The organism is Microbacterium sp. AR7-10 (assembly GCF_001878835.1).
Lineage (GTDB): Bacteria > Actinomycetota > Actinomycetes > Actinomycetales > Microbacteriaceae > Microbacterium > Microbacterium commune.
This window is the reverse complement of the sequence record NZ_MJIR01000033.1, coordinates 51,706-75,492: the sequence shown is the minus strand read 5'-3', so window position 1 is coordinate 75,492 and position 23,787 is coordinate 51,706. Positions and strand designations below refer to the sequence as shown.

Annotated in this window: 22 protein-coding genes; 12 read left to right on the top strand and 10 right to left on the bottom strand. The window is 66.3% G+C overall.

The window, feature by feature from the left end:
- The 3 genes from BFN01_RS02785 to BFN01_RS02775 all read right to left on the bottom strand — a co-directional run.
- Window positions 1-396, bottom strand: a 396-nt coding sequence (locus BFN01_RS02785; protein ID WP_218161791.1) for a hypothetical protein, incomplete at its 3' end; no start/stop codon positions are given.
- Window positions 393-1,094 (bottom strand): response regulator transcription factor, encoded by a 702-nt coding sequence (locus BFN01_RS02780; RefSeq protein ID WP_071641300.1) that lies wholly within the window; start codon window positions 1,092-1,094, stop codon window positions 393-395. The genes BFN01_RS02785 and BFN01_RS02780, both read right to left, overlap by 4 nt.
- A complete protein-coding gene (locus tag BFN01_RS02775) occupies window positions 1,082-2,425 on the bottom strand; it encodes a histidine kinase (RefSeq protein WP_083428603.1) in 1,344 nt (447 codons plus the stop codon). The genes BFN01_RS02780 and BFN01_RS02775 overlap by 13 nt, the downstream gene beginning before the upstream one ends.
- A 107-nt stretch (window positions 2,426-2,532) precedes the next feature.
- Here BFN01_RS02775 and BFN01_RS02770 point away from each other — a divergent pair, with 107 nt between their 5' ends.
- Entirely contained in the window at window positions 2,533-3,255 is a 723-nt protein-coding gene (locus BFN01_RS02770) for a VIT family protein (protein ID WP_071641298.1), read from the top strand.
- A 90-nt stretch (window positions 3,256-3,345) separates the two neighbouring features.
- Here the strand turns inward: BFN01_RS02770 and BFN01_RS02765 are convergent, their stop codons facing one another.
- The 7 genes from BFN01_RS02765 to dnaA form a co-directional block, all read right to left on the bottom strand.
- Complete coding sequence (locus tag BFN01_RS02765; RefSeq protein WP_071641296.1) at window positions 3,346-3,750, bottom strand: DUF3566 domain-containing protein; 405 nt, start codon at window positions 3,748-3,750, stop codon at window positions 3,346-3,348.
- Window positions 3,751-3,770: 20 nt separating this feature from the next.
- The gene (gene gyrA, locus BFN01_RS02760; protein WP_071641294.1) at window positions 3,771-6,329 is read right to left on the bottom strand and encodes a DNA gyrase subunit A; all 2,559 of its coding nucleotides are present in this window, start codon (window positions 6,327-6,329) and stop codon (window positions 3,771-3,773) included.
- 54 nt (window positions 6,330-6,383) lie between these two features.
- On the bottom strand, window positions 6,384-8,432 hold the full coding sequence (gene gyrB, locus BFN01_RS02755) for a DNA topoisomerase (ATP-hydrolyzing) subunit B (RefSeq protein WP_071641293.1): 2,049 nt from the start codon (window positions 8,430-8,432) through the stop codon (window positions 6,384-6,386).
- A gap of 117 nt (window positions 8,433-8,549) precedes the next feature.
- Entirely contained in the window at window positions 8,550-9,035 is a 486-nt protein-coding gene (locus BFN01_RS02750) for a DUF721 domain-containing protein (protein WP_071641291.1), read from the bottom strand.
- The gene (recF, locus tag BFN01_RS02745) at window positions 9,028-10,200 is read right to left on the bottom strand and encodes a DNA replication/repair protein RecF (protein ID WP_071641289.1); all 1,173 of its coding nucleotides are present in this window, start codon (window positions 10,198-10,200) and stop codon (window positions 9,028-9,030) included. The genes BFN01_RS02750 and recF overlap by 8 nt, the downstream gene beginning before the upstream one ends.
- Window positions 10,201-10,255: 55 nt before the next feature.
- Window positions 10,256-11,398, bottom strand: coding sequence for a DNA polymerase III subunit beta (gene dnaN, locus BFN01_RS02740; RefSeq protein ID WP_071641287.1), 1,143 nt, complete (start codon window positions 11,396-11,398; stop codon window positions 10,256-10,258).
- A 418-nt stretch (window positions 11,399-11,816) separates the two neighbouring features.
- Window positions 11,817-13,211, bottom strand: a complete 1,395-nt coding sequence (dnaA, locus tag BFN01_RS02735; RefSeq protein ID WP_071641286.1) for a chromosomal replication initiator protein DnaA — start codon at window positions 13,209-13,211, stop codon at window positions 11,817-11,819.
- A 343-nt stretch (window positions 13,212-13,554) separates the two neighbouring features.
- Between dnaA and rpmH the strand changes: the two genes are divergently transcribed.
- From rpmH to BFN01_RS02680, 11 genes are all read left to right on the top strand, one after another.
- Complete coding sequence (rpmH, locus tag BFN01_RS02730; RefSeq protein ID WP_058724833.1) at window positions 13,555-13,692, top strand: 50S ribosomal protein L34; 138 nt, start codon at window positions 13,555-13,557, stop codon at window positions 13,690-13,692.
- Between the two features lie 7 nt (window positions 13,693-13,699).
- Window positions 13,700-14,050: a ribonuclease P protein component gene (gene rnpA, locus BFN01_RS02725; protein ID WP_071641284.1), complete on the top strand. Its 351-nt coding sequence runs from the start codon at window positions 13,700-13,702 to the stop codon at window positions 14,048-14,050.
- Window positions 14,047-14,397, top strand: coding sequence for a membrane protein insertion efficiency factor YidD (gene yidD, locus BFN01_RS02720; protein ID WP_071641282.1), 351 nt, complete (start codon window positions 14,047-14,049; stop codon window positions 14,395-14,397). The genes rnpA and yidD overlap by 4 nt, the downstream gene beginning before the upstream one ends.
- A 3-nt stretch (window positions 14,398-14,400) precedes the next feature.
- A complete protein-coding gene (gene yidC / locus BFN01_RS02715; protein ID WP_071641278.1) occupies window positions 14,401-15,411 on the top strand; it encodes a membrane protein insertase YidC in 1,011 nt (336 codons plus the stop codon).
- The gene (locus BFN01_RS02710; protein WP_071641276.1) at window positions 15,411-15,896 is read left to right on the top strand and encodes a R3H domain-containing nucleic acid-binding protein; all 486 of its coding nucleotides are present in this window, start codon (window positions 15,411-15,413) and stop codon (window positions 15,894-15,896) included. Before yidC ends, BFN01_RS02710 begins: the two co-directional genes overlap by 1 nt.
- A gap of 28 nt (window positions 15,897-15,924) precedes the next feature.
- Window positions 15,925-16,551 (top strand): 16S rRNA (guanine(527)-N(7))-methyltransferase RsmG, encoded by a 627-nt coding sequence (gene rsmG, locus BFN01_RS02705; RefSeq protein WP_071641274.1) that lies wholly within the window; start codon window positions 15,925-15,927, stop codon window positions 16,549-16,551.
- Window positions 16,552-18,325: 1,774 nt separating this feature from the next.
- Window positions 18,326-18,625: a GIY-YIG nuclease family protein gene (locus BFN01_RS02700; protein WP_071641313.1), complete on the top strand. Its 300-nt coding sequence runs from the start codon at window positions 18,326-18,328 to the stop codon at window positions 18,623-18,625.
- Between the two features lie 1,333 nt (window positions 18,626-19,958).
- Window positions 19,959-20,840, top strand: a complete 882-nt coding sequence (locus BFN01_RS02695; protein WP_305728264.1) for a ParA family protein — start codon at window positions 19,959-19,961, stop codon at window positions 20,838-20,840.
- On the top strand, window positions 20,840-21,823 hold the full coding sequence (locus BFN01_RS02690) for a ParB/RepB/Spo0J family partition protein (protein WP_083428602.1): 984 nt from the start codon (window positions 20,840-20,842) through the stop codon (window positions 21,821-21,823). Before BFN01_RS02695 ends, BFN01_RS02690 begins: the two co-directional genes overlap by 1 nt.
- Window positions 21,824-22,016: 193 nt before the next feature.
- The gene (locus tag BFN01_RS02685) at window positions 22,017-23,480 is read left to right on the top strand and encodes a sugar porter family MFS transporter (protein ID WP_083428601.1); all 1,464 of its coding nucleotides are present in this window, start codon (window positions 22,017-22,019) and stop codon (window positions 23,478-23,480) included.
- 9 nt (window positions 23,481-23,489) lie between these two features.
- Window positions 23,490-23,780 carry a tryptophan synthase subunit alpha gene (locus tag BFN01_RS02680; protein WP_177243789.1) on the top strand — a complete coding sequence of 97 codons (291 nt, stop codon included), beginning with the start codon at window positions 23,490-23,492 and terminating at the stop codon, window positions 23,778-23,780.
- Window positions 23,781-23,787 lie beyond the last annotated feature (7 nt).

Here is a 23,787-nt window from a genome sequence, read left to right as displayed (position 1 = left end):
CACGGCCCCCCCCTGACTCACCCCCCGAGGCTCCGCCGGCGGCTTAGGAGTTGTATAAGAGCCAGGGCCCGCCCCCCCCCACCCGACCCCGCGGCCGGGGCCGCGCACCCCGGCCCGCCCGTCATCGGCCCGCGGGGTCCCCCCGCCGGTCGACGCACCCTCGACCCGAAGCTCGGCGTCGTCGACGTCGTCGAACACGATGCGCATGTCCGCCCCGCCCACCTCGACGTCCATCGAGCTCACGCCGCCGACATCCGCGGTCAGCTGCCCCGACTGCGGGCCCATCTGCTGCAAGCCGGTCACGGCTGCGGATGCCGCTGAGCCGAGCAGCACGACTCCGCCGACTGCGGCGATCACCACGGTGATCGCGCCGATGCTCTTCTTCGTGCCGCTCATCGCAGCCCTCCCTGGTCGTTGCGGCCGGCGTCTGCCGAGCCGTGGTTCTCGATGTGGGCGAGTGCGGCCAGCACTCGCCGGTTGCCGTCTTCGGGCTCCAGCCCGAGTTTCTGGAAGATCGCGGTGATGTGCTTCTCGACACTCGCTTCGCTGAGGAACAGCATCCCGGCGATCGTGCTGTTCGATCTGCCCTCGGCGATCAGCGCGAGCACCGTGCGCTCCCGCTCGGTCAGTCGCAGCATCCGCTCGTCGCGGTTGCGCCGACTGAGCAGCTGCGCGACCACCTCAGGGTCGAGCACCGTGCCGCCGGCCGCGATCCTCTCGACCGACTCGACGAACTCGGCGACGTCCGCCACCCGATCCTTGAGCAGATAGCCGAGGGCGCCGCCGTGCGTCTGCCCGCTCTGGGCGGCGATGAGATCGCTGGCGTAGCGCTCCTCGACGTACTGCGACAGCACGAGGATGGGCAGCGCGGGCTGAGCGGCTCGGATGGCGAGCGCTGCGCGGATCCCCTCATCGGAGAACGTGGGCGGCAAGCGGACGTCGAGGATCGCCAGGTCGGGCGCGGATGCGGTCACGGCATCCATCAGCCCGCTCGTGTCGGGCAGCGCCGCGACCACCTCGTGTCCGGCATCGTCGAGCAGGCGGACGAGCCCTTCGCGAAGAAGAACCGAGTCCTCGCAGATCAGGATGCGCATGGCACGCTCACCTCCAGGCTGGTCGGACCGCCGGTCGGGCTGTCGAGACGGAAGGTGCCGCCGGCGGCGAGCACCCGGTTGGTGATGCCGTCGAGCCCCCCACCGGGCTGCACCTGCGCGCCCCCCATGCCGTTGTCCTCGACCCGGGCCCACAGTCCGCCGTCGCGGCTGCGCACCACGACGCGGCATTCGCTGGCCCTGGAGTGCTTCGCCGCATTGGTCAGCGATTCGGCGATCGCGAAGTACACGGCGGCCTCGGCGTCGCGGCATGCGGCGCCCGCACCCGTCGCCGACGGGTCGATGCGCACATCGAGGTGCACCGGGATGTGGGATCGGCCGGCCAGGGCCGAGAGCGCGGCGTCGAGGCCGCGATCGTCGAGCACGGAGGTGTGGATGCCCCTGGCGAGCTGTCGCAGTTCGGTGATCGCCGCCTTGGTCGAGGTGTGCGCCTCGTCGATCAGCTCCTTCGCCGCTGCCGGATCGGCCTCGATCTTCTGCTTGGCGAGCCCCAGCGTCATGCCCACCGACACCAGTCGCGGCTGGACGCCGTCGTGCAGGTCGCGTTCGATGCGGGTGCGCTCGAGCTCGGCCGCCCGCACCGCGCCGGCGCGCTGGGCCGTGGTGGTGCGCACCTGGGCGGTGAGCTCGGCCTCGCGACTGGGGATGACGAGCGCGCGACTCAGCACACGATGCAGCAGAGCCAGGGCGATGATCCCCGCGCCGCCGACGATGACTCCGACGATCCCGATCAGCGGGGCCCATTCGACCGCGAGGTAGCTGCCGAACGGCCCGGCGACGCTGCCCTCGGATGACAGCGGTGCGAAGGCGAAGAAGACCGACCACACCATGCCCCAGAACACCCGAAGCACGATCGTGCCGAGGATGCACGCGAGAAGGAAGTGGAGAATCGTGCGCCACATGCGCCCGTCCACCGACTGCCGGGCGAGGGTGCGCAGCCAGCCGCCGAAGCCGGGCCTCGCGCGCTCGCGCCATCGCAGGTCGGGAACGTCGGCGCTGTAGAGGCTTCCGACGCGCCGGATCTCGAACCATGCCACGCCGTAGAGCGCGTAGACGACACCGACGAGGAAGAGCAGGCCGACGCCGAAGACGAACAGCAGCGCCAGTCCGACTCCGAGCACCGCGCTCAGCGCGGCGAGTGCTGCCGAGCCGATGGCGCCCAGCGCCGCGAGCTCGAGCACGGTCAGGACGACGCGCAGCGGGGGCCGCGGGGCATCCGCTCTCGGAGGAGCCGCCGGAACTGGCGCCGGTGGGGGCGCGATGTGCGCGGACTCAGGGCGGGGCGGCACCGGGGGAGTCGGGTTCGTGGTCATGACTCAAAGCTACGGTTCCCCTGAGCATCCCGACACGGAGCCAGCCGGAGATCCGGGTTCGGGTTTTCCCTACCCGCCATCCGGACGCGACGTGGTTCACTGACTGCATGAGCGCAACTGAGGCAACGCACGGCGACGAACCGCACACGGGTGGAACAGGTCAGCGACTGAACTGGCTGCGCGCCGGGGTGCTCGGCGCCAACGACGGGATCGTGTCGGTCGCCTCACTCGTCGTCGGCGTCGCCGGCGCGACCACCGACAATTCGGCGCTGCTCGTCGCAGGACTCGCCGGCCTGGTGGGCGGTGCCATCTCGATGGCGCTGGGGGAGTACGTGTCGGTGAGCAGCCAGCGCGACACCGAGCGCGCGCTGATCGAGAAGGAGCGCGAGGAATTGCGCACCATGCCGGAGGAGGAGCTGGCCGAGCTCGCCGGGCTGTATCGGCAGCGCGGGCTCAGCGAGCAGACCGCGCAGCAGGTGGCGATCGAGCTCACCGAGCACGACGCCCTCTCCGCTCACCTCGAAGTCGAGCTCGGCATCGACCAGCACGATCTGGTGAACCCGTGGCACGCGGCGCTCTCATCGGCGATCTCGTTCACGATCGGAGCGCTGCTTCCGCTCCTGGCCATCCTGCTGCCGCCGCCCGCGTGGCGGGTGCCCGTCACCTTCGCGGCCGTGCTTCTCGCCCTGGCCGCCACCGGCCTGATCTCCGCGCGGGTGGGCGGTGCGTCGGCGACGCGGGCATCCGTGCGACTCGTCATCGGCGGCGCGGTCGCCCTGCTCGTCACCTGGCTGATCGGCACCCTGCTCGGGACCACCGGCGTGGTGTGATCGCGCGAGTGCGACCGCTCGGGAGGGGAGAGCCCTAGATGGAAAAAGACCCCCGGCCACGACGGGCCGGGGGTCCTCTTTGCGGAAAGATCAGTTCGACATGAACCCGACGAGCAGTCCGCCGGTGACCTTCACCGCCAGGTTGTAGATTCCCGCGATGACCGCGCCGAGCACGGTGAACACGATGAGGTTCAGGATCGAGACGACCGCGCCGAAGGCCATGATCTGCGGGAGCCCGATCAGGCTGGACAGATCGATGGCTCCGTCGGTGAGGGTGCCGAGGATCTTGCCGACCTGCGCGATGACGTTCGTCGCCTGCAGCACGAGGTAGACGAGGAAGAACGACACCATGGTCACGATCGCCAGCGCCACCGCTCCGAGGAACGACAGCTTCACGGCCGACCAGAAGTCGACGTAGACCAGACGCAGGCGCACCTGCTTGCCCCCGGTCTTGCGCGTGGACTTCTTCGCCAGCTTGTCAGCGACTGTACTCATCTATCGGTGCTCTCTTCGGATCAGGCTTCGGGGGTGTCAGCGGGTGACGTGGCGGGCTCGGAGACCTCGATCTCGCCGAGAGACTCGTCGTCTTCCTCTATACCGCGCTCGCTGTTGCGGGCCACGGCGAGGATGCGATCGTCACCGGTCATGCGGGCGAACACGACTCCCATCGTGTCCCGACCCTTCGCCGGCACCTCGGCCACGGCAGAGCGTACCACCTTGCCGCTGGAGAGAACCACCAAGACCTCGTCGTCTTCCGAGACGATGAGCCCACCCGCGAGGACACCTCGTTCGTCGCTCAGCTTCGCGACCTTGATGCCCGTTCCGCCGCGCTTCTGCACCTTGTACTCGGAGACCGACGTGCGCTTCGCGTACCCCCCGTCGGTGACGGTGAACACGAACGAGTCGTCGTGGACGACGGATGCCGAGAGCAGGCTGTCGTGGTCGTCCTTGAACTTCATGCCGCGCACGCCCTCGGTGGCACGGCCCATCGGACGCAGCGCCTCGTCGGTCGCGTGGAAGCGCACCGACATGCCCTTCGCGCTGATGAGCAGGATGTCGTCATCGGAGTTGACCAGCTCGGCGCTGACCAGCTCGTCGGTCTCGCGCAGCCGGATGGCGATGACGCCGCCCTGCCGGTTGGTGTCGTAGTCGCCGAGGCGGGTCTTCTTCACCAGACCGCTGCGGGTGGCGAGCACCAGGTAGTCCTTCGCCTGGTAGTCGCTGATGGCGAGCACCTGCGCGATCTTCTCGTCGGGCTGCAGGGCGAGCAGGTTCGCGACGTGCTGCCCCTTCGCGTCACGGCCGGCCTCGGGCACCTCGTAGGTCTTGGTGCGGTAGACGCGACCCTTGTCGGTGAAGAACAGCAGCCAGTGGTGGGTCGTGGTGACGAAGAAGTGCTCGACGAGGTCGTCGGCGCGCAGCTGCGCGCCCTTCACGCCCTTGCCACCGCGATGCTGCGAGCGGTAGTTGTCGCTGCGCGTGCGCTTGATGTATCCCTCGCGGGTGACGGTGACGACCATCTCCTCGACGGGGATGAGGTCCTCCATCGACATGTCGCCGTCGAACCCGTGCAGGATGTGCGTGCGGCGCTCGTCGCCGAAGCGGTCGACGATCTCGGTGAGCTCGCGGCGCACGATGTCGCGCTGACGCGACTCGGTCGCGATGATCTCCTTGTAGTCGGCGATCTTCGCCTCGAGCTCGGTGGCCTCGTCGATGATCTTCTGGCGCTCGAGGGCGGCGAGGCGGCGCAGCTGCATCTGCAGGATCGCCTCGGCCTGGTCGTCGTCGATGTCGAGCAGCCTCTTCAGGCCCTCGCGCGCTTCGTCGACGGTGGGGGAGCGGCGGATCAGGGCGATGACCTCGTCGAGCGCGTCGAGCGCCTTGAGGTAGCCCTGCAGGATGTGCATGCGCGCCTGCGCCTTGCGAAGCCGGAAGGCGGTGCGGCGGACGATGACGTCGAGCTGGTGGTCGAGCCAGTGCGTGATGAACCCGTCGAGACCGAGCGTGCGCGGCACGCCGTCGACGATCGCGAGCATGTTCGCGCCGAAGTTCTCCTGCAGCTGGGTGTGCTTGTAGAGGTTGTTCAGCACGACCTTCGCGACCGCGTCGCGCTTGAGCACGATGACGAGGCGCTGACCCGTGCGGTCGGAGGACTCGTCGCGGATGTCGGCGATGCCGGTGATCTTGCCGTCACGGGCCAGGTCGCCGATCTTCACCGCGAGGTTGTCGGGGTTGACCTGGTACGGCAGCTCGGTGATGACGAGGCAGGTGCGGCCCTGGATCTCCTCGACCTCGACGATCGCGCGCATGGTGATCGAGCCGCGGCCGGTGCGGTACGCCTCGTGGATGCCCTTGGTGCCGAGGATCTGCGCGCCCGTCGGGAAGTCGGGGCCGGGGACGCGCTGGATGAGCCCCTCGAGCAGCTCCTCGCGGGGGAGCTGCGGGTTCTCGAGCGCCCACAGCGCGGCAGCCGCCACCTCGCGCAGGTTGTGCGGCGGGATGTTCGTCGCCATGCCGACCGCGATGCCGATCGAGCCGTTGACGAGCAGGTTCGGGAACCGCGCCGGCAGGACGTCGGGCTCCTGGGTCTGGCCGTCGTAGTTCGGCGAGAAGTCGACCGTGTCCTCTTCGATGTCGCGCACCATCTCGAGCGCGAGGGGGGCCATCTTCGTCTCGGTGTAGCGCGGAGCGGCGGCGCCCATGTTGCCGGGGGAGCCGAAGTTGCCCTGACCGAGCGCGAGCGGGTAGCGCAGCGACCACGGCTGCACGAGACGCACGAGGGTGTCGTAGATCGCCGTGTCACCGTGCGGGTGGTACTGACCCATGACCTCGCCGACGACGCGCGCGCACTTCGAGAACGACTTGTCGGGGCGGAATCCGCCGTCGTACATGCCGTACAGCACGCGGCGGTGCACGGGCTTGAGGCCGTCGCGCACGTCGGGCAGCGCACGACCGACGATGACCGCCATCGCGTAGTCGAGGTACGACCGCTGCATCTCGGACTGCAGGTCGACCTGGTTGATGCGGCCGTGCTCGTGGCCCGCGGTGATGTCGGGGCGTTCTTCGTCAGTCATGTGTGTTCTTTCAATACCGGTCGTTGAGCGAGCGCAGCGAGACGAAACGCGCTATCAGATGTCGAGGAAGCGGACGTCCTTGGCGTTGCGCTGGATGAAGGTGCGCCGCGACTCGACGTCCTCGCCCATCAGCACGCTGAAGATCTCGTCCGCCGCGGCGGCGTCGTCGATGGTGATCTGGCGGAGGGTGCGCGTGGTGTGATCCATCGTCGTCTCCCACAGCTCCTTGGCGTTCATCTCGCCCAGACCCTTGTAGCGCTGCACACCGGCATCCTTCGGCAGGCGCTTGCCGTTCTCGGCGCCGTGCGCGAGCAGCGCATCGCGCTCGGCATCGGAGTACACGTACTCGTGCGGAGCGTTCGACCACTTCAGGCGGTACAGCGGGGGCATCGCAAGATACACGAAACCGGCTTCGATGAGTCCGCGCATGTAGCGGAACAGCAGCGTGAGCAGCAGGGTCGTGATGTGCTGACCGTCGACATCGGCATCCGCCATCAGCACGATCTTGTGATAGCGGGCCTTCTCGATGTCGAAGTCCTCGCCGATGCCGGTGCCGAAGGCCTGGATCATCGCCTGGACCTCGCGGTTGCCGAGCGCCTTGTCGAGCCGCGCGCGCTCGACGTTGAGGATCTTGCCGCGCAGCGCCAGGATCGCCTGGGTGTGCGGATCGCGTCCCTGCACAGCCGAGCCGCCTGCCGAGTCGCCCTCGACGAGGAAGATCTCGCTGATCGAGGGGTCCTTGCTCGTGCAGTCCTTCAGCTTGTCGGGCATCGCGGCCGACTCGAACACGCTCTTCCGGCGAGCGGTCTCGCGGGCCTTGCGTGCGGCCAGACGCGCGGTCGCGGCATCGATCGCCTTGCGGATGACGTTCTTCGCCTGCTGCGGGTTGCGGTCGAACCAGTCGCCGAGCTGGTCGTTCACGATCTTCTGCGTGAACGCCTTCGCCTCGGTGTTGCCGAGCTTGGTCTTGGTCTGGCCCTCGAACTGCGGCTCACCCAGCTTGATCGAGATCACCGCGGTGAGGCCCTCGCGGACGTCGTCTCCGGAGAGGTTCTCGTCCTTCTCCTTGAGCAGGTTGTTCGCACGGGCGTAGCGGTTGACGAGGCTGGTCAGCGCGGCGCGGAAGCCCTCTTCGTGCGTGCCGCCCTCGTGCGTGTTGATCGTGTTGGCGTAGGTGAACACGTTCTCGGTGTACGACGTGGTCCACTGCATCGCGAGCTCGAGCGAGATCTTGCGCTCGGTGTCCTCGGACTCGAAGGCGATGATCTCCTCGTTGACGACCTCGGCCTTGCGCACCTTGTTGAGGTACTCGACGTAGTCGACCAGGCCGCGCTCGTACAGGAACACCTCGCCGGGCTGACGGGTGACCACGGTGCCGTCGACCTCGTCTTCGACGGCGGATGCCGGACGCTCGTCGCGCAGAGCGATCCGCAGTCCCTTGTTCAGGAACGCCATCTGCTGGAACCGGGTGCGCAGCGTGTCGTAGTCGAAGTCGACCGTCTCGGTGAAGATCGCGGGGTCCGGCCAGAAGGTGATGGTCGTGCCGGTCTCGTCGGTCGCCTCGCCCTTCTCCAGCTTCTGCTGCGGAACCCCGCCCTCGGCGAAACGGTGCCGCCAGACGAAGCCCTTCTGTCTGACCTCGACATCGAATCGCGTGGAGAGCGCGTTGACCACCGACGAACCCACGCCGTGCAGACCACCCGAGACGGCGTACGCGCCGCCGCCGAACTTTCCACCGGCGTGCAGGATCGTGAGCACGACCTCGACCGTCGACTTGTCGGGATCGGAGGAGTGCGGATCGACCGGGATGCCTCGGCCGTTGTCGACCACGCGCACCGCGCCGTCTTCGAGGATGGTGACCTCGATGTTGTCGGCATGGCCGGCCAGAGCCTCGTCGACCGAGTTGTCGACGATCTCGTACACCAGGTGATGCAGACCGCGCGGGCCGGTGGAGCCGATGTACATGCCAGGGCGTTTGCGGACGGCCTCGAGCCCCTCGAGGATCTGGATCTGGTCGGCCCCGTAGTCGCCGGAGACCTTCGCGGAACTGTTCTCGATCGGTGCGCTCGTCGAAGCGTCGTCGGCGTTGTCTTCAGGCGTCATCAGAAATGGTTCTCCACATCGAAAGTACTCACCCATTCTAACGGGTTCCGCAGGTCGAAATGCGCCTCAAACGCCGTGTGATCGCTTCTGAGCGCGTGAAGGTGCGGGCGTGGTGTCCTACCCGTAGGTGTCGCGTGGACCCCGTCCGGGCACAACCCGCGGACCCCACTTCCACGACGGGACGTCCGGACCGATGAACCGGATGTTCTGCACGCCGGCGTCCGGATACCGATTTCCGATCTCGGTCATGATGACCGCCCGCATGAACTGCAGGTTCTTCGCCCACGCCGTCGAATCGCACTTCACGGTGAGCACCCCGCGCTCGAGCGAAACAGGTTCGGAGTGCTTCGCCGTGTCGGCGCCGGCGAGCTCGGCCCACTGTCTGACCAGGTCCTCGGCGGCGAGGGTCTTCTCCCACCCCGAATCCTTCGTCAGCTTCGCCAGCACATCACCGAGGGTGCCGGGATCGCGCCCCTTGGTGAACGGGGCGTTGTCGTCGTCGACCTCGATGCGCTTCTTGCGCTTCCAGTTCTTCGCGCTCGGCTTGAGTCCGCGCAGACGCAGGTAGGTCGCGATCGTCTCGGGAGGCTGCGGATCAGGCATCCGGATCCCCCCGATCGTCGCTGATCGTGCCGGCGCTGATCCGCACGACATGGCGGTGCAGCGGCTCGGGGATGTCCGCCTCGACCGCCGCGGTGACGATGACCTGCTCGTATCCGGCCGTCAGCATCGCCAGACGCTGTCGCCGGTCGGCGTCGAGCTCGGCGAACACGTCGTCGAGGATGAGCACCGGGTCGCCGGCCGGCGACTCGGTGCGCAGCAGCTCGGCGGATGCCAGTCGCAGGGCCAGCGCGACCGACCAGGATTCACCGTGCGACGCGTACCCCTTCACCGGCAGGTCGCGCACCCGCAGGATCAGGTCGTCACGGTGCGGACCGACGAGGGTCAGACCGCGTTCGATCTCCTTGGCCCGCTTGGCCTGCAGCGCCGACCGGAACTGCTCGGCGATCTCGCCGCGGGGATCGACGTCCGCATCGCCCGCGTCATCGGATCCCTCCTCCGGATCCGCGCCGCGCACCGACAGCGCCCAGTCGAGCTGCGGTCGATGGTCGGCGCCCGCGATCGCCGTGTAGGCGTCGGTCACCGGTCCCTGCAGGTCGGCGGCGAGCTGCAGCCGGGCATGGATGATCTCCGACCCCAGGGCCACGAGCTTGTCGTCCCACACGTCGAGGGTCGACAGTCCCTCTCCGCGCACTCCTCGGGCGCGCGCCGACTTCAGCAGCGCCGTGCGCTGACGGAGCACCCGTTCGTAGTCGGCGATCACACCTGCCATGCGAGGCGTGCGCTGGATGAGCATCTGATCGGCGAATCTGCGGCGCGACGACGGGTCGCCTCTGACGATCTGGAGGTCTTCCGGAGCGAAGAGGACCACGTGCGCATAGCGGGGGAGCTCGTTGATCTTCGAGGGGGAGCCGTTGATGCGCGCCCTGTTCGATCCCTGCCGGTTCAGCTGCACCTCGACGAGCACCTTGCGCTCACCGTGCGCCAGACGTGCCCGGATGACGGCGAAGTCCTTCGTTTCCCTCACCAGGGGCGCGTCCGAGGACACCCGGTGCGAGCCCAGCGTGGCGAGGAAGACGATCGCCTCGGCGAGATTCGTCTTTCCCTGGCCGTTGCTGCCCACCAGCACGTTCGGACCGCGGTGGAGGGCCAGCTCGGCGGTCGCGTAGTTGCGGAAATCGACCAGGTTCAGGTGCTCCACAATCACCGCTTCAGCCTACCTTCGGGCCCCGACATCGACCCCGGAGAGCCGATGCCCGCGATCACCGCAGCAGCAGGTTCGGCTGCAGCAGGTACTTGAACGAGTCCAGTCCGGCCTGATCCACCGACGTCTGGCTGGTGATCAGCACCGGGCTGAGCTTGTTCGCGTTGTCGCTCGAGGTGAAGGTCACGCGGGTGAACTCGCTCTTGACCGCGCCGAGCGCCTCGAGCAAGTACTGCGGGTTCAGACCGAGGGTCACCTCGTCGCCCCCGTTGAGGTGCGCATCGACCGACTCGGATGCCCGCGCCTGCTCGCTGCCCGAGGCATCCATCGTCACGCCGTCGGGACCGAAGGTGAATCGCAGGGGCGCCGAGCGGTCGAGCACCAGCGCGACACGTCGGACGGCCTCGATCAGCTCCGCCGTGTTGACGACCGCGTAGTGATCCGTCTGCTCGGGGAACAGCCGGCGCACGGGCGGGAAATTGCCCTTGATCAGCAGCGACGTGACGGTCTTGTTGCCGGCGGTGAAGGCGATGATCTCGCGGTCTCCGGCTCCCGAGAAGGCGACCGAGATGGTGCCGGCGTGCGCGAACGTCTTGCCGACCTCGGTCAGCGTGCGCGCCGGAACCAGAGCGGACTGCTCGGCGACCTCACCGTCCCAGGGCACGTCGCGCAGCGACACCCGGTAGCGGTCGGTGGCGACCAGGCTGAGGTTGTGATCCGCGACCTCGAGCTGCACACCCGTGAGCACCGGGGTGACATCGTCGCGGGACGCGGCGAACGCGACCTGCGCGATCGCGGTTGCGAACTCCTCGGCGGGAACGACACCGGTGGAACCCGTGACCTCGGGGATCGAGGGATATTCCTCGACAGGCATGGAAGCGAGGGTGAAGCGGGCGGATCCGCACGTGACGGCCACACCGCCGTCTTCCTCGACGGCGATCTCGATCGGGGCGTTGGGCAGGCGGCTGGCGATGTCCGAGAGCAGCCGGCCGTGCACGAGGATCGTGCCGGGTTCGTCGACGGTCGCCTCGATCGTCGTGCGGGCGGATGCCTCGTAGTCGAATGCCGACAGGGTCAGTCCATCACCGGAGGCCTCGATGAGCACGCCGGCGAGGATCGGCTGCGGATTGCGCTGCGGAAGCAGCTTGACGACGAAGGACACAGCCTCGCTGAACACATCGCGGTTGACCTGGAACCTCACGGGCGCTCCCTCGTTGCCTCGGCTCGCTGCAGTGGACGCACTGCAGGCGATCCCATGCTAGCCGCAGGTGGCGAGCCCTCCACCACCGGGATCGGGTCGACGACGTCCGTTCGTCCACATCCGTCTGGTCATCGGATGAGCCCTGTCCTGATGGATTTCTCTTAACGGTGTTAACAACTGTGGATTCTGTGGATAACTCGGTGGATATCAGCCGAGAGTAGGAAACTACATGCGTGTCACATGTGGAATCCCTGAGGAATCCGCGGGATACCGGGGTGTGGGGCATTCGGTCGACAACGTCGGTTATCCACAGGCAGGGGGTTGGCGAAGGCATCCGAAGGCCGAAGTTTCCACAAGTTATCCACAGGGCCTGCGGAGAACCGTCGCGATTTGCCTCGCGATCAGGCGTGTCGCAGCCTCAGCGGCGACTGATCTGAGTGGTGATCTCGGTGACCTGGTTGTACAGCGATCGACGCTGCTTCATCAGCTCGCTGATCTTCTTGCACGCGTACATCACCGTCGTGTGATCGCGGTTGCCGAAGAGCTGGCCAATCTTCGGAAGAGACAGACTCGTGCGCTCCCGGCACAGGTACATGGCGATCTGCCGGGCGGTCGCGATCTGCTGCGAGCGGCTGGATCCGTACAGGTCATCGACCGTGAGCTTGAAGTACGCCGCCGTGGCCGTGATGATGTCGGTCGGCGAGATGATGTTGTCTTCAGTGGTGTCGACGATGTCGCGCAGGACGGTCTGTGCCAGGGAGATGTCGAGCATCGAGCGGTTCAGGCTCGCGAACGCCGAGACCCGGATGAGGGCCCCCTCGAGTTCGCGGATGTTCGACGACACGACGGTGGCGATGTACTCGAGCACCTCGTCGGGGATGTGCAGCGACTCGCTCTGCGCCTTCTTGCGGAGGATTGCGATGCGCGTCTCGAGATCGGGCGCCTGCACATCGGTGATCAGGCCCCACTCGAAGCGGCTGCGCATGCGGTCTTCGAAGCCGGTGAGCAGCTTCGGAGCCACGTCGCTGGTGATCACGACCTGCTTGTTGTGATCGTGCAGCTGGTTGAAGGTGTGGAAGAACGCCTCCTGCGTCTCGGCGCGACCCTGCAGGAACTGGATGTCGTCGATGAGCAGGATGTCGACCTCGCGGTAGCGGCTCTGGAAAGCCGCACCCCGGTTGTTGGCGATCGAGTTGATGAAGTCGTTGGTGAACTCCTCGCTCGAGACGTACCGCACCTTCACCCCGGCGTAGAGCGACTGGGCGTAATCGCCGATCGCGTGCAGCAGGTGCGTCTTGCCCAGGCCCGAGTCGCCGTAGATGAACAGCGGGTTGTACGCCTTGGCCGGGGCCTCCGCAACAGCGACCGCCGCAGCGTGCGCGAAGCGGTTGGACTGCCCGATCACGAAATTGTCGAAGGTGTACTTCGGGTTCAGCCGCGATTCGTGGCGGAGAGGGGCCGGCTGCTGCTCGATCGGCGACTCGACCCGAGCCGGCTCGGCGATCGGGAAGTCGGAGACGGCGATCGGGGCGGTCGGCTGGTCGACGAGCTCGTGGTTCACGACCGTTCGATACGAGGCGACCTCGTCGCCGATCGCCGCGAGCGCCTCCATCATGGGCACCCGCAGCCGCTTGTTGATCTGCGCCGCGGTGAGGTCGTTGGGGACGTCGAGGTACAGCACTCCGCCCATGACCCCGGCAGGCACGACGAGACTCAGAAACCCGTGCAGCTGCGGGCTGACGCGATCGTCGTCAGCGAGACGCTCGAGCAGGGTCGACCAGATCGGCACATCGGGATGGGCGGCAGAGGTCATGGTGCTCCGGGCGAAGTTGTGGAAAACGCGCCGTCAAGCGTGATCTTCCCCTGTGGATAACGTCGGATGCCACGGTAGTCACCGGTGCGGTTAACAGCAAGCCGTCCCCGGAAAGACGCGGGTGTGTCGCGTGCGGGCGAGATGTCCACAGTTGTGGATAATGGGTGTGCGCAACTCACCGTCGACTGCCTGATCACCCGGGGTGCTCGCCTGTCGCATCCGTGGGCGGATTTGCCCTGCGTCGCGGCAGGTCGTACCCTTAATCGGTTGACTTATGCCATTTAGGCAGTACCCCCCGTCCCCGGTTGCTGAGACCCGGTGACACCATTCCCGGAGTGATTCCATGAGCAAGCGCACTTTCCAGCCCAACAACCGTCGTCGCGCCAAGAAGCACGGCTTCCGTGCCCGCATGCGCACCCGCGCCGGCCGCGCCATCCTGGCGGCCCGCCGCGCGAAGGGCCGCACCGAGCTCTCGGCCTGACAGCTCAGTGCTCGCCCGGCCGAATCGACTCACCCGCGGCGTCGACTACCGACAGGTGGTCCGCCGGGGAACACGATGCGGCGGGTCGCGCCTGATCACTTCCGTGCTTCGCGGCGCGGACGATCGGGCTCCCCGGTTCGGGTTCATCATCAGCAGGCAGGTAGGAACCGCTGTGGTTCGAAATACCGTTCGCCGACGCCTGAAGGCGGTGTGCGCGGAGTTCGTCGACATGGTTCCTGAGGGCACGGATGTCGTCATCCGTGCCCTTCCTGCATCCGCTGACGCGGATTTCGCCTCCCTCCGCACCGACGTCGAGCGCTGCCTGCGCCGCGTGCTGGTCGGATCGGCACGGACATGAGCGCGCTGCCGTCCTATGCATTCGGAACGGCGCGGTTTCGGGCATCCGATCTGGTCCGGGGCGTGCTTCTCGTTCCGCGCAACCTCGTTCTCGCGCTGCTCTCCCTCTACCGCGCGGTGATCTCCCCGCTCTACGGGGACGTGTGCAGGTATTACCCGTCCTGTTCCGCGTACGCTGTAGGAGCGGTTCAACAGAACGGCGCTCTGTGGGGAGCAGTGCTCTCGGCATGGCGCGTGCTGCGTTGCAATCCGTGGAGCGCGGGTGGCGTCGACGACGTCAAGCCCCACGCTCACTTCCGATACGACCTGACCCCGCGAGGGTTCGTCGTACCTGCTCGAAAGGACTGAACAGTGGACTTCCTGGGAATCATCCTGTGGCCGCTGAAATGGGCTGTTGAGCTCATCCTCGTCGCCTGGCACTGGCTGTTCACGGCGATAGGAATGGCGCCGGCGGAAGGCCTGACGTGGGTTCTGTCCATCATCGGCCTGGTCATCGTCGTGCGCGCTGCCGTCTTCCCGCTGTTCGTGAAGCAGATCAAGAGCCAGCGCAAGATGATGGAAATCGCGCCTGAGCTGCGGAAAGTTCAGGAGAAGTACCGCGGCAAGAAGGATCAGCTCTCTCGCGAGGCGATGAGCCGCGAGACGATGGCGCTGTACAAGAGGCACGGAACGACGCCGATGTCGAGCTGCCTCCCGCTGCTCGTCCAGATGCCGATCTTCTTCGCACTGTTCAGCGTGCTCAACGACGTGCAGAAGATCCGCGTCAACCCCGATTTCAGCGGTGTCGGGCTGCTGAACAACGAGCTCACTCAAGAGTTCTACGACGCGAAGCTGTTCGGCACGGTGTCGCTGCACGACACGCTCGGAGCCGCAGTAGACGCCCAGAACGTCACGGCTATCGTGCTGCTCGCGACGCTCGTCGTGCTGATGATCGGCTCGCAGTTCTACACCCAGCTGCAGATCATCTCGAAGAACCTGTCGCCGGAGGCCAAGACCGGCCAGGCGTACCAGATGCAGAAGATCATGCTCTACATCCTGCCCCTGGGCTTCATCTTCTCGGGTGTCTTCTTCCCGCTCGGTGTCGTCGTCTACTGGTTCATCTCCAACCTGTGGACCATGGGCCAGCAGTTCCTCGTCATCCGCGAGATGCCGACTCCGGGCTCCGAGGCGGCGAAGGCGCGCGAAGAGCGCCTGGCGCGCAAGGGCAAGGCGATCAACGCCCAGGGAAAGGTCGTCCCGATCGCGGTGTACGAGGCAGAGCAGCAGCGCAAGCTCGAGGAGATCGAGAAGGCGAAGGCGGTCGCACCCAAGCGTGAGCAGCCGATGGGCAAGAAGCGAGCGAAGAAGAAGGGCTCGAACTGATGACCGATGATGTGAAGACCGCTCCGTCGGTCGAAGAGCTCGAGCATGAGGGCGATGTCGCCGCGGACTTCATCGAGGAGCTACTCGACATCGCTGACATCGACGGCGATCTGAATCTCGATGTCCGCCAGGGGCGCGCGTACGTCTCGGTGGAGGCGGAAGGAGACGGACTCGCGGTGCTGTCGCAGCCCGACACCGTTCAGGCCCTGCAGGAGCTGACCCGTCTGGCGGTGCAGAGCAAGACGGGTGCGTTCTCACGACTGATCCTCGACGTCGGCGGCTCCCGCGACACTCGTCGGCGCCAGCTGGAGCAGTTGGTGGATGCTGCGGTCGCCAAGCTCGATGCAGGTGCCACCCAGGCATCCCTGCCTGCGATGTCCAGCTACGAGCGCAAGCTCGTGCATGACATCGTGTCGGAGCGCGGCCTCACCTCCGAGTCGTATGGCGACGGTGCCGATCGTCACACCGTGATCTCTCGCGGCTGACGGTTCACGTGAAACGAGCGGCGGCGTCATGAGCACTCCCATCGTCGAGTCCGAGCCTGCGGTCGCAGCAGAGCTGTTCGGTGACCGCATCGAGCTGGCACGGCGGTTCACTGCCGCGCTCATCGCCGAGGGTGAGCTGCGCGGATTGATCGGCCCGCTCGAGTTGCCCCGGATCTGGACCCGTCACATTCTGAACTCCGCGATCGCCGCGCCCCTCTTCTCAGGGTCGGTCGCGGACGTCGGTTCGGGCGCGGGACTGCCTGGTCTCGTGTTGGCGATCAGTCGGCCCGATGTGCGCTGGACGCTCATCGAGCCGATGGAGCGGCGCGTCACCTGGCTCAACGAACAGGTTGACGTTCTTGGTCTCGACAACGTGACCGTGATGCGCGCACGTGCTGAGGACGTGGGTCTCGAGTTCGACGTGGTCACGGCTCGCGCGGTGAGTGCGATGCGCACGCTCATCCCGATCACGGCCCCGCTGGTCAAAGACGGCGGCGAGCTCATCCTGCTCAAAGGACACAACGTGCCCGCAGAGATCGACTCCGCGCAGAAGGTGCTCAAGAAGCACAGGGTGACCGACGTGACTGTCCAGGTGCTGGGGGAGGACCTGCTATCCGAGCCGACGCGCGTCGTCCGCGCCCGCGTCCGCGCCTGACTCCCGCGCGCGGGTCATCGTTTCACGTGAAACGCCCCCGCATCCCCGCTCGTTGAGCGAGCGCAGCCGGTCGTTGAGCGAGCGCAGCGAGTCGAAGCTCACTCTCATGAGATCCGGTGCACGCCAAGCCCGAAAGCGCAGGCGCCTCCGGCTCCACACCCGCGTGGGCGTCGCCGACCCGGCGCCGAGGTCAGCCGGCAACGCATCGACAAGCCGCCACTCTGCCCGCAGGGCGCACCCCAGCCCGCACGCCCCGTTGGCCAACCCGGTCGTTGAGCGAGCGCAGCGAGTCGAAACGCACTCCGGCGCGCTCGGCGCTGATCCCACGGTGCCAACACCTCGGTCTGATCCTCGATCTCGAAGATCGGTTTCACGTGAAACACTGCTCGTCAACAGGGCCCCTCCGATGCCGACCGAGAGCTCGGCTCCCGGTCGTTGAGCGAGCGAAGCGAGTCGAAACGCACTCCCGGCCCGCTCCGGAAGACGACGGATTCTGTGGATCACGCATCCCACGCACGGGGATGCGCGCACCCGGTTCGCCTTCCTGAAGATTGGTTTCACGTGAAACGTGGCCCGTCATAGGATCCCTACAACGCCGGCCCGGTCGTTGAGCGAGCGAAGCGAGTCGAAACGCACTCCCGGTATGCCTCGGGAACATGCCGGATCTCGCGGATTGCGCACTTCACGCGCGGGGAGGCGCGCACCCGGTGCACCTTCCTAAAGATATGTTTCACGTGAAACGTGGCCCATCAACAGGATCCTCCTGTGCCGGCCAGCTCCGCCAGGTGCTCGGCTCCCGGTCGTTGAGCGAGCGAAGCGAGTCGAAACGCACTCCCCGCACGCTCGGGAACATGCCGAATTCAGCGGATCCCGCATCTCACGCGTGGGGAGGCGCGCACCCGATGCGCCTTCCTGAAGCTAGGTTTCACTTGAAACGTGGCCCGTCATAGGATCCCTACAATGTCGGCCCGGTCGTTGAGCGAGCGAAGCGAGTCGAAGCGCTCTCCCGGCCCGCTCGGGACGACGTCGGATTCTGTGGATCACGCATCTCACGCGCGGGGAGGCGCCCGCATAGTGCCCTCAAGATTGGTTTCACGTGAAACGGTGCCCGTCAACAGGATCCCTCCAATGCCGGCCAGCGCCGGTAGGGGCTCGGCTCCCGGTCGTCGAGCGAGCGAGGCGATTCGGAATGCGCACCCGGCAGGCCGCGGGAGAACGCCGGATCTAGCGGATCGCGCACCTCACGCGCGGGGAGGCGCGCATCCGGTGCGCCTCCTGAAGATAGGTTTCACGTGAAACGTTGCCCGTCAACAGGATCCCTCCGATGCCGGCCAGCACCGGTAGGGGCTCGGCTCCCGGTCGTTGAGCGAGCGAAGTGAGTCGAAACGCTGTCCCGGCACGCGGGTAGCCCCCGAGATCGAACGCGATGCTGGCGAGCACGGATGGCAGGCAGCTTGCACGACACCGGCGTGTAGCGTTGCTCTGCATTGCAGTGTCACGGCCGGTTTGACGGTCCCAGCGCCCGTAGCCAGACGTGTTTCACGTGAAACGTTGACAAAGACGTTGGCTGTTGGATGCCCTGTCGTGGGTAGCGCCGTCGCTCCAGACGCCATGAGGCAGCATCCGCGCGTATGCGCCTTGCTGGATCGGCGCCGATCTGATGTCCCGCATGCGATCGTTGACCGTCTCTGCACATGTGGGCCGGTCGCTGTATTGCCCACAGATGCCGTACACGCAGGTACAGCGGCGGTGCCTGCTCCTCTACAGTTCCTCAATGACTGGATACACGTACATTCTTCGATGCGCTGATGGAACCTTCTATGCAGGCAGTACCAAGCACCTTGACGACCGACTTGCTGCCCATCAGCTCGGGCTCGGTAGCGACTACACATCGAACCGCCGCCCGGTAGAACTGGTGTGGTGGTGCGAGTTGGATCGCATCGACGAAGCCTTCGCCCTCGAGAAGCAGATCCAGGGATGGAGCCACGCAAAACGACGGGCGTTCATCGAGGGCGGTTTTGACGCGATCAGAGGTTGGAGCTCGCGTGAGCGAGCTTTGCGTTCGCGTGAGTGATCAACGAGCGAAGTTTCACGTGAAACAGGACCGGACAGGCGGTTCAGGTCCTTCAGTCGACGGACGCATTACCGGAGCGCGACGCGTCTCATCTACCGATGTCCCGGGGCCGCGAAACATCGATGCAGGGTGCCCGGGTTCCGGTGGACGGCATGCCGATGATCGCCGGGTGAACCTCGCGCGTCTGTACGCTTGAACATCTAGTTGCTGGCACGACCCGCGGACATCGGCTGCGGGGAAGCCGCGACGTACCGCGCAGGATGCCCGTGGGCGACGGTATCCGATGTGTCTTCGCGACGCAGGGCTATCCAATTGGCCGACGTGTTTCATATGAGCCGTGGTCGGTCGCGCTGGTCGACAGATGTCAAGGGAGTGAGGATGCGTTCGGGCGACCGCAACTGACAGATTCGTCTGGCCGGCGGGACCAGGTCAAGGTCAACCCTGTGGCGTTGCGCTGCATTTCGGCTCGTCGCTACGCTCCTCGCTCAATGACCGGTGGTGGCCAATGCGGCGACATGATCTCGTCGGTGGGGTCCTCGCTCAATCCGGTGGTGGCCGACGCGGAGGGAAACTGGGACCACCGTTGCGCCTATTGCCGAGTGCGCGGACGGGCGCAGCTACGGGTGCACATAGGGCGGGTGCTGACCGCGGGGGACCGCGGAGCGGGTGTTTCACGTGGAACGAGGGCATTTCGACTCGTCACTCCGCTCCTCGCTCAATGACCGGACATGGCGGAAGCGGTTCCCACCCGGTGCTTAGCGGGTGAGCGGGTGATACCGGGATCCCCGAGGTGTGTTTCACGTGGAACGCGGCATTTCGACTCGTCGCTGCGCTCCTCGCTCAATGACCGGTGGTCGCCAATTGTGTATCGGGTAGGCGGTGAGCGCGCGGGATCCCCGAGGTGTGTTTCACGTGGAACGGGGGGCATTTCGACTCGTCGCTGGCGCTCCTCGCTCAATGACCGGTGGTCGCCAGTTGCGTATCGGGTGGGCGACGAGCGCGCGGGACTTGGCAGAGCGAGTGTTTCACGTGGAACGAGGGCATTTTGACTCGTCGCTGCGCTCCTCGCTCAATGACCGGTGGTTGCCAGTTGCGTATCGGGTGGGCGGTGAGCGCGCGGGACTTGGCAGAGCGAGTGTTTCACGTGGAACGCCGGGCATTTTGACTCGTCGCTGCGCTCCTTGCTCAATGAGCGGGGGGCGCGGGGATGGTGGCTGATGGCGCGGCGAGTGGGGGAGTCGGAGGGATCACGTAGAGTGGAGGACGGTCCCGAAAGGAGTCGATGTTTCACGTGAAACCATCCGACAACGCATCGCCGAACAACGATTTCGGGATGGATACCCCGCTTGCTCGGGAACTGGCAGACCTCTCCACGAGACGTAAGGCCCTCAAGACGATCGAGGTTCAGTTCAGCGGCGAGACCCGCGTCTTCACGGTGTCGAACCAGAAGGGCGGTGTCGGGAAGACCACGACGGCCGTCAATCTGGCATCCGCCCTCGCCGATCTCGGCGCGAAAGTACTGGTGATCGACCTCGATCCGCAGGGAAATGCATCGACGGCCCTCGGAGTGAAGCACTCGGCTGACACCAAGAGCATCTACGACGTCCTCATCAACGATCTCCCGTTCAGTGAGATCGTTCAAGACAGCCCGGAATCCGAGAACCTTCGCTGTGCGCCGAGCACGATTCACCTCGCGGGCGCGGAGATCGAGCTGGTATCGCAGGTCGCGCGAGAATTCCGTCTGCGTCGCGCACTGGAGGAGTTCCTGCGCGACGATCCGGTTGATTTCGTCATCATCGACTGCCCGCCCTCTCTCGGGCTGCTCACCATCAACGCTTTCACGGCGGCATCCGAAGTGCTCATCCCCATCCAGTGCGAGTACTACGCTCTCGAGGGTCTGAGCCAGCTGCTCGGCAGCATCCAGATGATCCAGAAGCACCTCAATCCAGAGCTTCACCTGTCGACCATCCTGCTCACGATGTATGACGCGCGCACGCGCCTCGCCCAGCAGGTCGCCGAAGAGGTGCGCACACACTTCCCGCAGCAGGTGCTCAACGCCGTCATCCCACGTTCCGTGCGGGTGTCTGAGGCTCCCAGCTTCGGACAGACCGTCATCTCGTATGACGGCACGTCGGCGGGAGCCGTGGCCTACCGGGAAGCAGCAGTCGAGATCGCGCAGCGCAAGGAATCCGCCGCGCAGAACAAGGGAGCATGATGGCCAAGCGCACTGGACTCGGTCGGGGAATCGGCGCACTCATCCCGACGACGGATCAGGCTGAGCGGCCGGTCGACGTCTTCTTCCCCGGCGCGTCGAAGGTGAAGACGGATGCTGTGCCCGCAGCGTTCGAGCAGGGGAGCCCCGCCGCTGAAGATGCGGAGCTGTCGCAGGTCCCCGGCATCCGTCTGATCCAGATCGACCCGAACAGCATCGTCCCCAACCCCCGCCAGCCTCGTACGCACTTCGACGAGGACCACCTCGCCGAACTCGTGCACAGCGTGCGCGAATTCGGGGTCCTGCAGCCGGTCATCGTTCGGCAGAACGCCGACGGCGAGTATGAGCTGATCATGGGGGAGCGGCGCACCCGCGCCGCCCGTGAGGCCGGCCTGACCACGATCCCTGCGATCGTGCGGGAAACGGCAGATGAGGACCTGCTGCGCGACGCGCTCCTCGAGAACCTGCACCGATCGCAGCTGAACCCGCTCGAGGAGGCATCCGCCTATCAGCAGCTGCTGGAGGATTTCGGGATCACGCAGGAAGAGCTCGCCGCGCGTATCGGGCGCTCGCGTCCGCAGATCAGCAACACCATTCGGCTGCTGCGTCTGCCGTTGCCCGTGCAGCAGCGCGTGGCGGCCGGGGTTCTCTCGGCCGGTCACGCTCGTGCGATCCTCTCGGCCGAGACGCCCGAGCAGATGCAGCGCCTCGCCGACAAGGTCGTGAACGAAGACCTCTCGGTGCGAGCCACGGAAGCCGCCGCGAAGACCGTATCGGCCACGGGTGCGTCGACGAGCAAGCCCACCGCCGGTGCGCGCCGCGCGTACCTCGACGAGGTCTCGCACAAGCTCGGCGATCGTCTGAACACACGTGTCCAGATCGCTCTCGGTGCACGAAAAGGCCAGCTCAAGATCGAATTCGCGTCGATCCAGGATCTCAACCGCATCCTCGCCGAGCTCGGCGAAGAGGAGTTCGGAACGCGCTGACCCGAATCGGCGTCCGCGCTCAAGACAGGTGAGCACCGGGGTGACCCGGTGCTCACCTGTTCTTGAGCGCGCAGGCCCGCCGGCGGTTCGGAGCGCACACCGTTCTGTACCGCTTTTCGCTCGCCTTCGCACGCCCCTTTCTGCACCCGACCTGCTTCGGTAGCATCCGGAACACCGGCAGAGGAGGGGCATCATGGCACAGGCAAACAGCTCGGGCACGACACGATCAGGCACAGCGAACGGCATCCGCGGACGCGTCATCGGGGTGAGTATCGCCGCCGCGCTGGGAGGATTCCTGTTCGGCTTCGACACCGCGGTGATCAACGGCGCGGTGGACGCCCTCGCGGGGGCATTCGATCTGGGCGTGGGCCTCAAGGGCCTCGCCGTCTCATCAGCGCTCATCGGCTGCGCGGTCGGCGCGTGGTTCGCTGGTCCCCTGGCCAACCGGTTCGGTCGCATCCCCACGATGCTCATCGCCGCCGTGCTCTTCCTCGTCTCCGCCATCGGGTCGGGACTCGCCTTCGGCGTGATCGATCTCATCATCTGGCGCGTCGTCGGCGGTCTGGGTGTCGGCGCCGCCTCGGTGATCGCCCCGGCGTACATCGCCGAAGTCTCGCCCGCGCATGTGCGAGGACGGCTCGGGTCGCTGCAGCAGCTCGCGATCGTGACCGGAATCTTCGTCGCGCTGCTCTCGGATGCCTTGTTGGCGGGCGTCGCAGGTGGGGCTGCCGAGCCGCTGTGGGGGCTCGACGCCTGGCGCTGGATGTTCATCGCCGAGGCGATCCCCGCCGTCGTCTACGGGATCATGGCGATGCGACTGCCGGAGTCGCCCCGGTACCTCGTCGCCCGCGGCAACGTCGACAAGGCAGCCGAGGTGCTGACCCTGGTCACCGGCACGATCGACGTGAAGGCGAAGATCACCGAGATCTCCGGCACGATCAACACCGAGCGCACCGAGTCGCTCAGCGATCTGCGCGGGAACCGCTTCGGCCTCAAGCCGATCGTCTGGGTCGGCATCCTGCTGAGCATCTTCCAGCAGTTCGTCGGCATCAACGTGATCTTCTACTACTCCACGACGCTGTGGCGGTCGGTCGGCTTCGACGAGTCGGATGCCCTGACGATCACGGTCATCACCTCGGTGACGAACATCGTCGTGACGATCATCGCCATCCTGCTGGTCGACCGCGTCGGTCGCCGTCTGATGCTCATGGTGGGATCGATCGGCATGGCGGTGACGCTGGGACTGATGGCGGTCGCCTTCTCGTTCGGAACTCTGGATGCCGAGGGCGCGGTCTCACTGCCCGACCCGTGGTCGACGGTCGCTCTGATCAGCGCGAACGCGTTCGTGGTGTTCTTCGGCGCCACCTGGGGGCCGCTGGTGTGGGTGCTGCTGGGCGAGATGTTCCCCAACTCGATCCGCGCCGGCGCTCTCGCCGTCGCCGCGGCCGCGCAGTGGGCGGCGAACTTCTTCATCTCGACGACCTTCCCGGCGTTCGCCGAGATCGGCCTCACCTTCGCGTACGGCTTCTACGCGTTCTTCGCCCTGCTTTCGTTCTTCTTCGTGTACTTCAAGGTCGCCGAGACGAAGGGCAAGGAGCTCGAATCGATGACGGAGGATGGCAAGGTCGAGCGCCGCACCCGTGCGCCACGCTCGTAGACTTGTCTGGTGATCCCCTCGTTCCCCCGCCGAGCAAGCCTCGAAGTGCTGCGCGCGGAGGCGGGCGACGAGCGCTCGGTGCTGGTGCACGAGCGTCTGCGCAGCGGAGAGGATCCCTGGGACTTCATGTCGGAGCTGCCGTCGGTCGATGAGCTCGTCGTGCTTCTGCTGCGCACCGACGTGTACGAGGATCGGGGCGGCAATCCGCGCGATCCTCGCTGGAACGACAGCGTGCTGCGCAGCATCGCGCACGAGTACCCGGAACTGAGCACGACGGTCTGGCGGATGCTGGCGGCGTAGCGCTGCC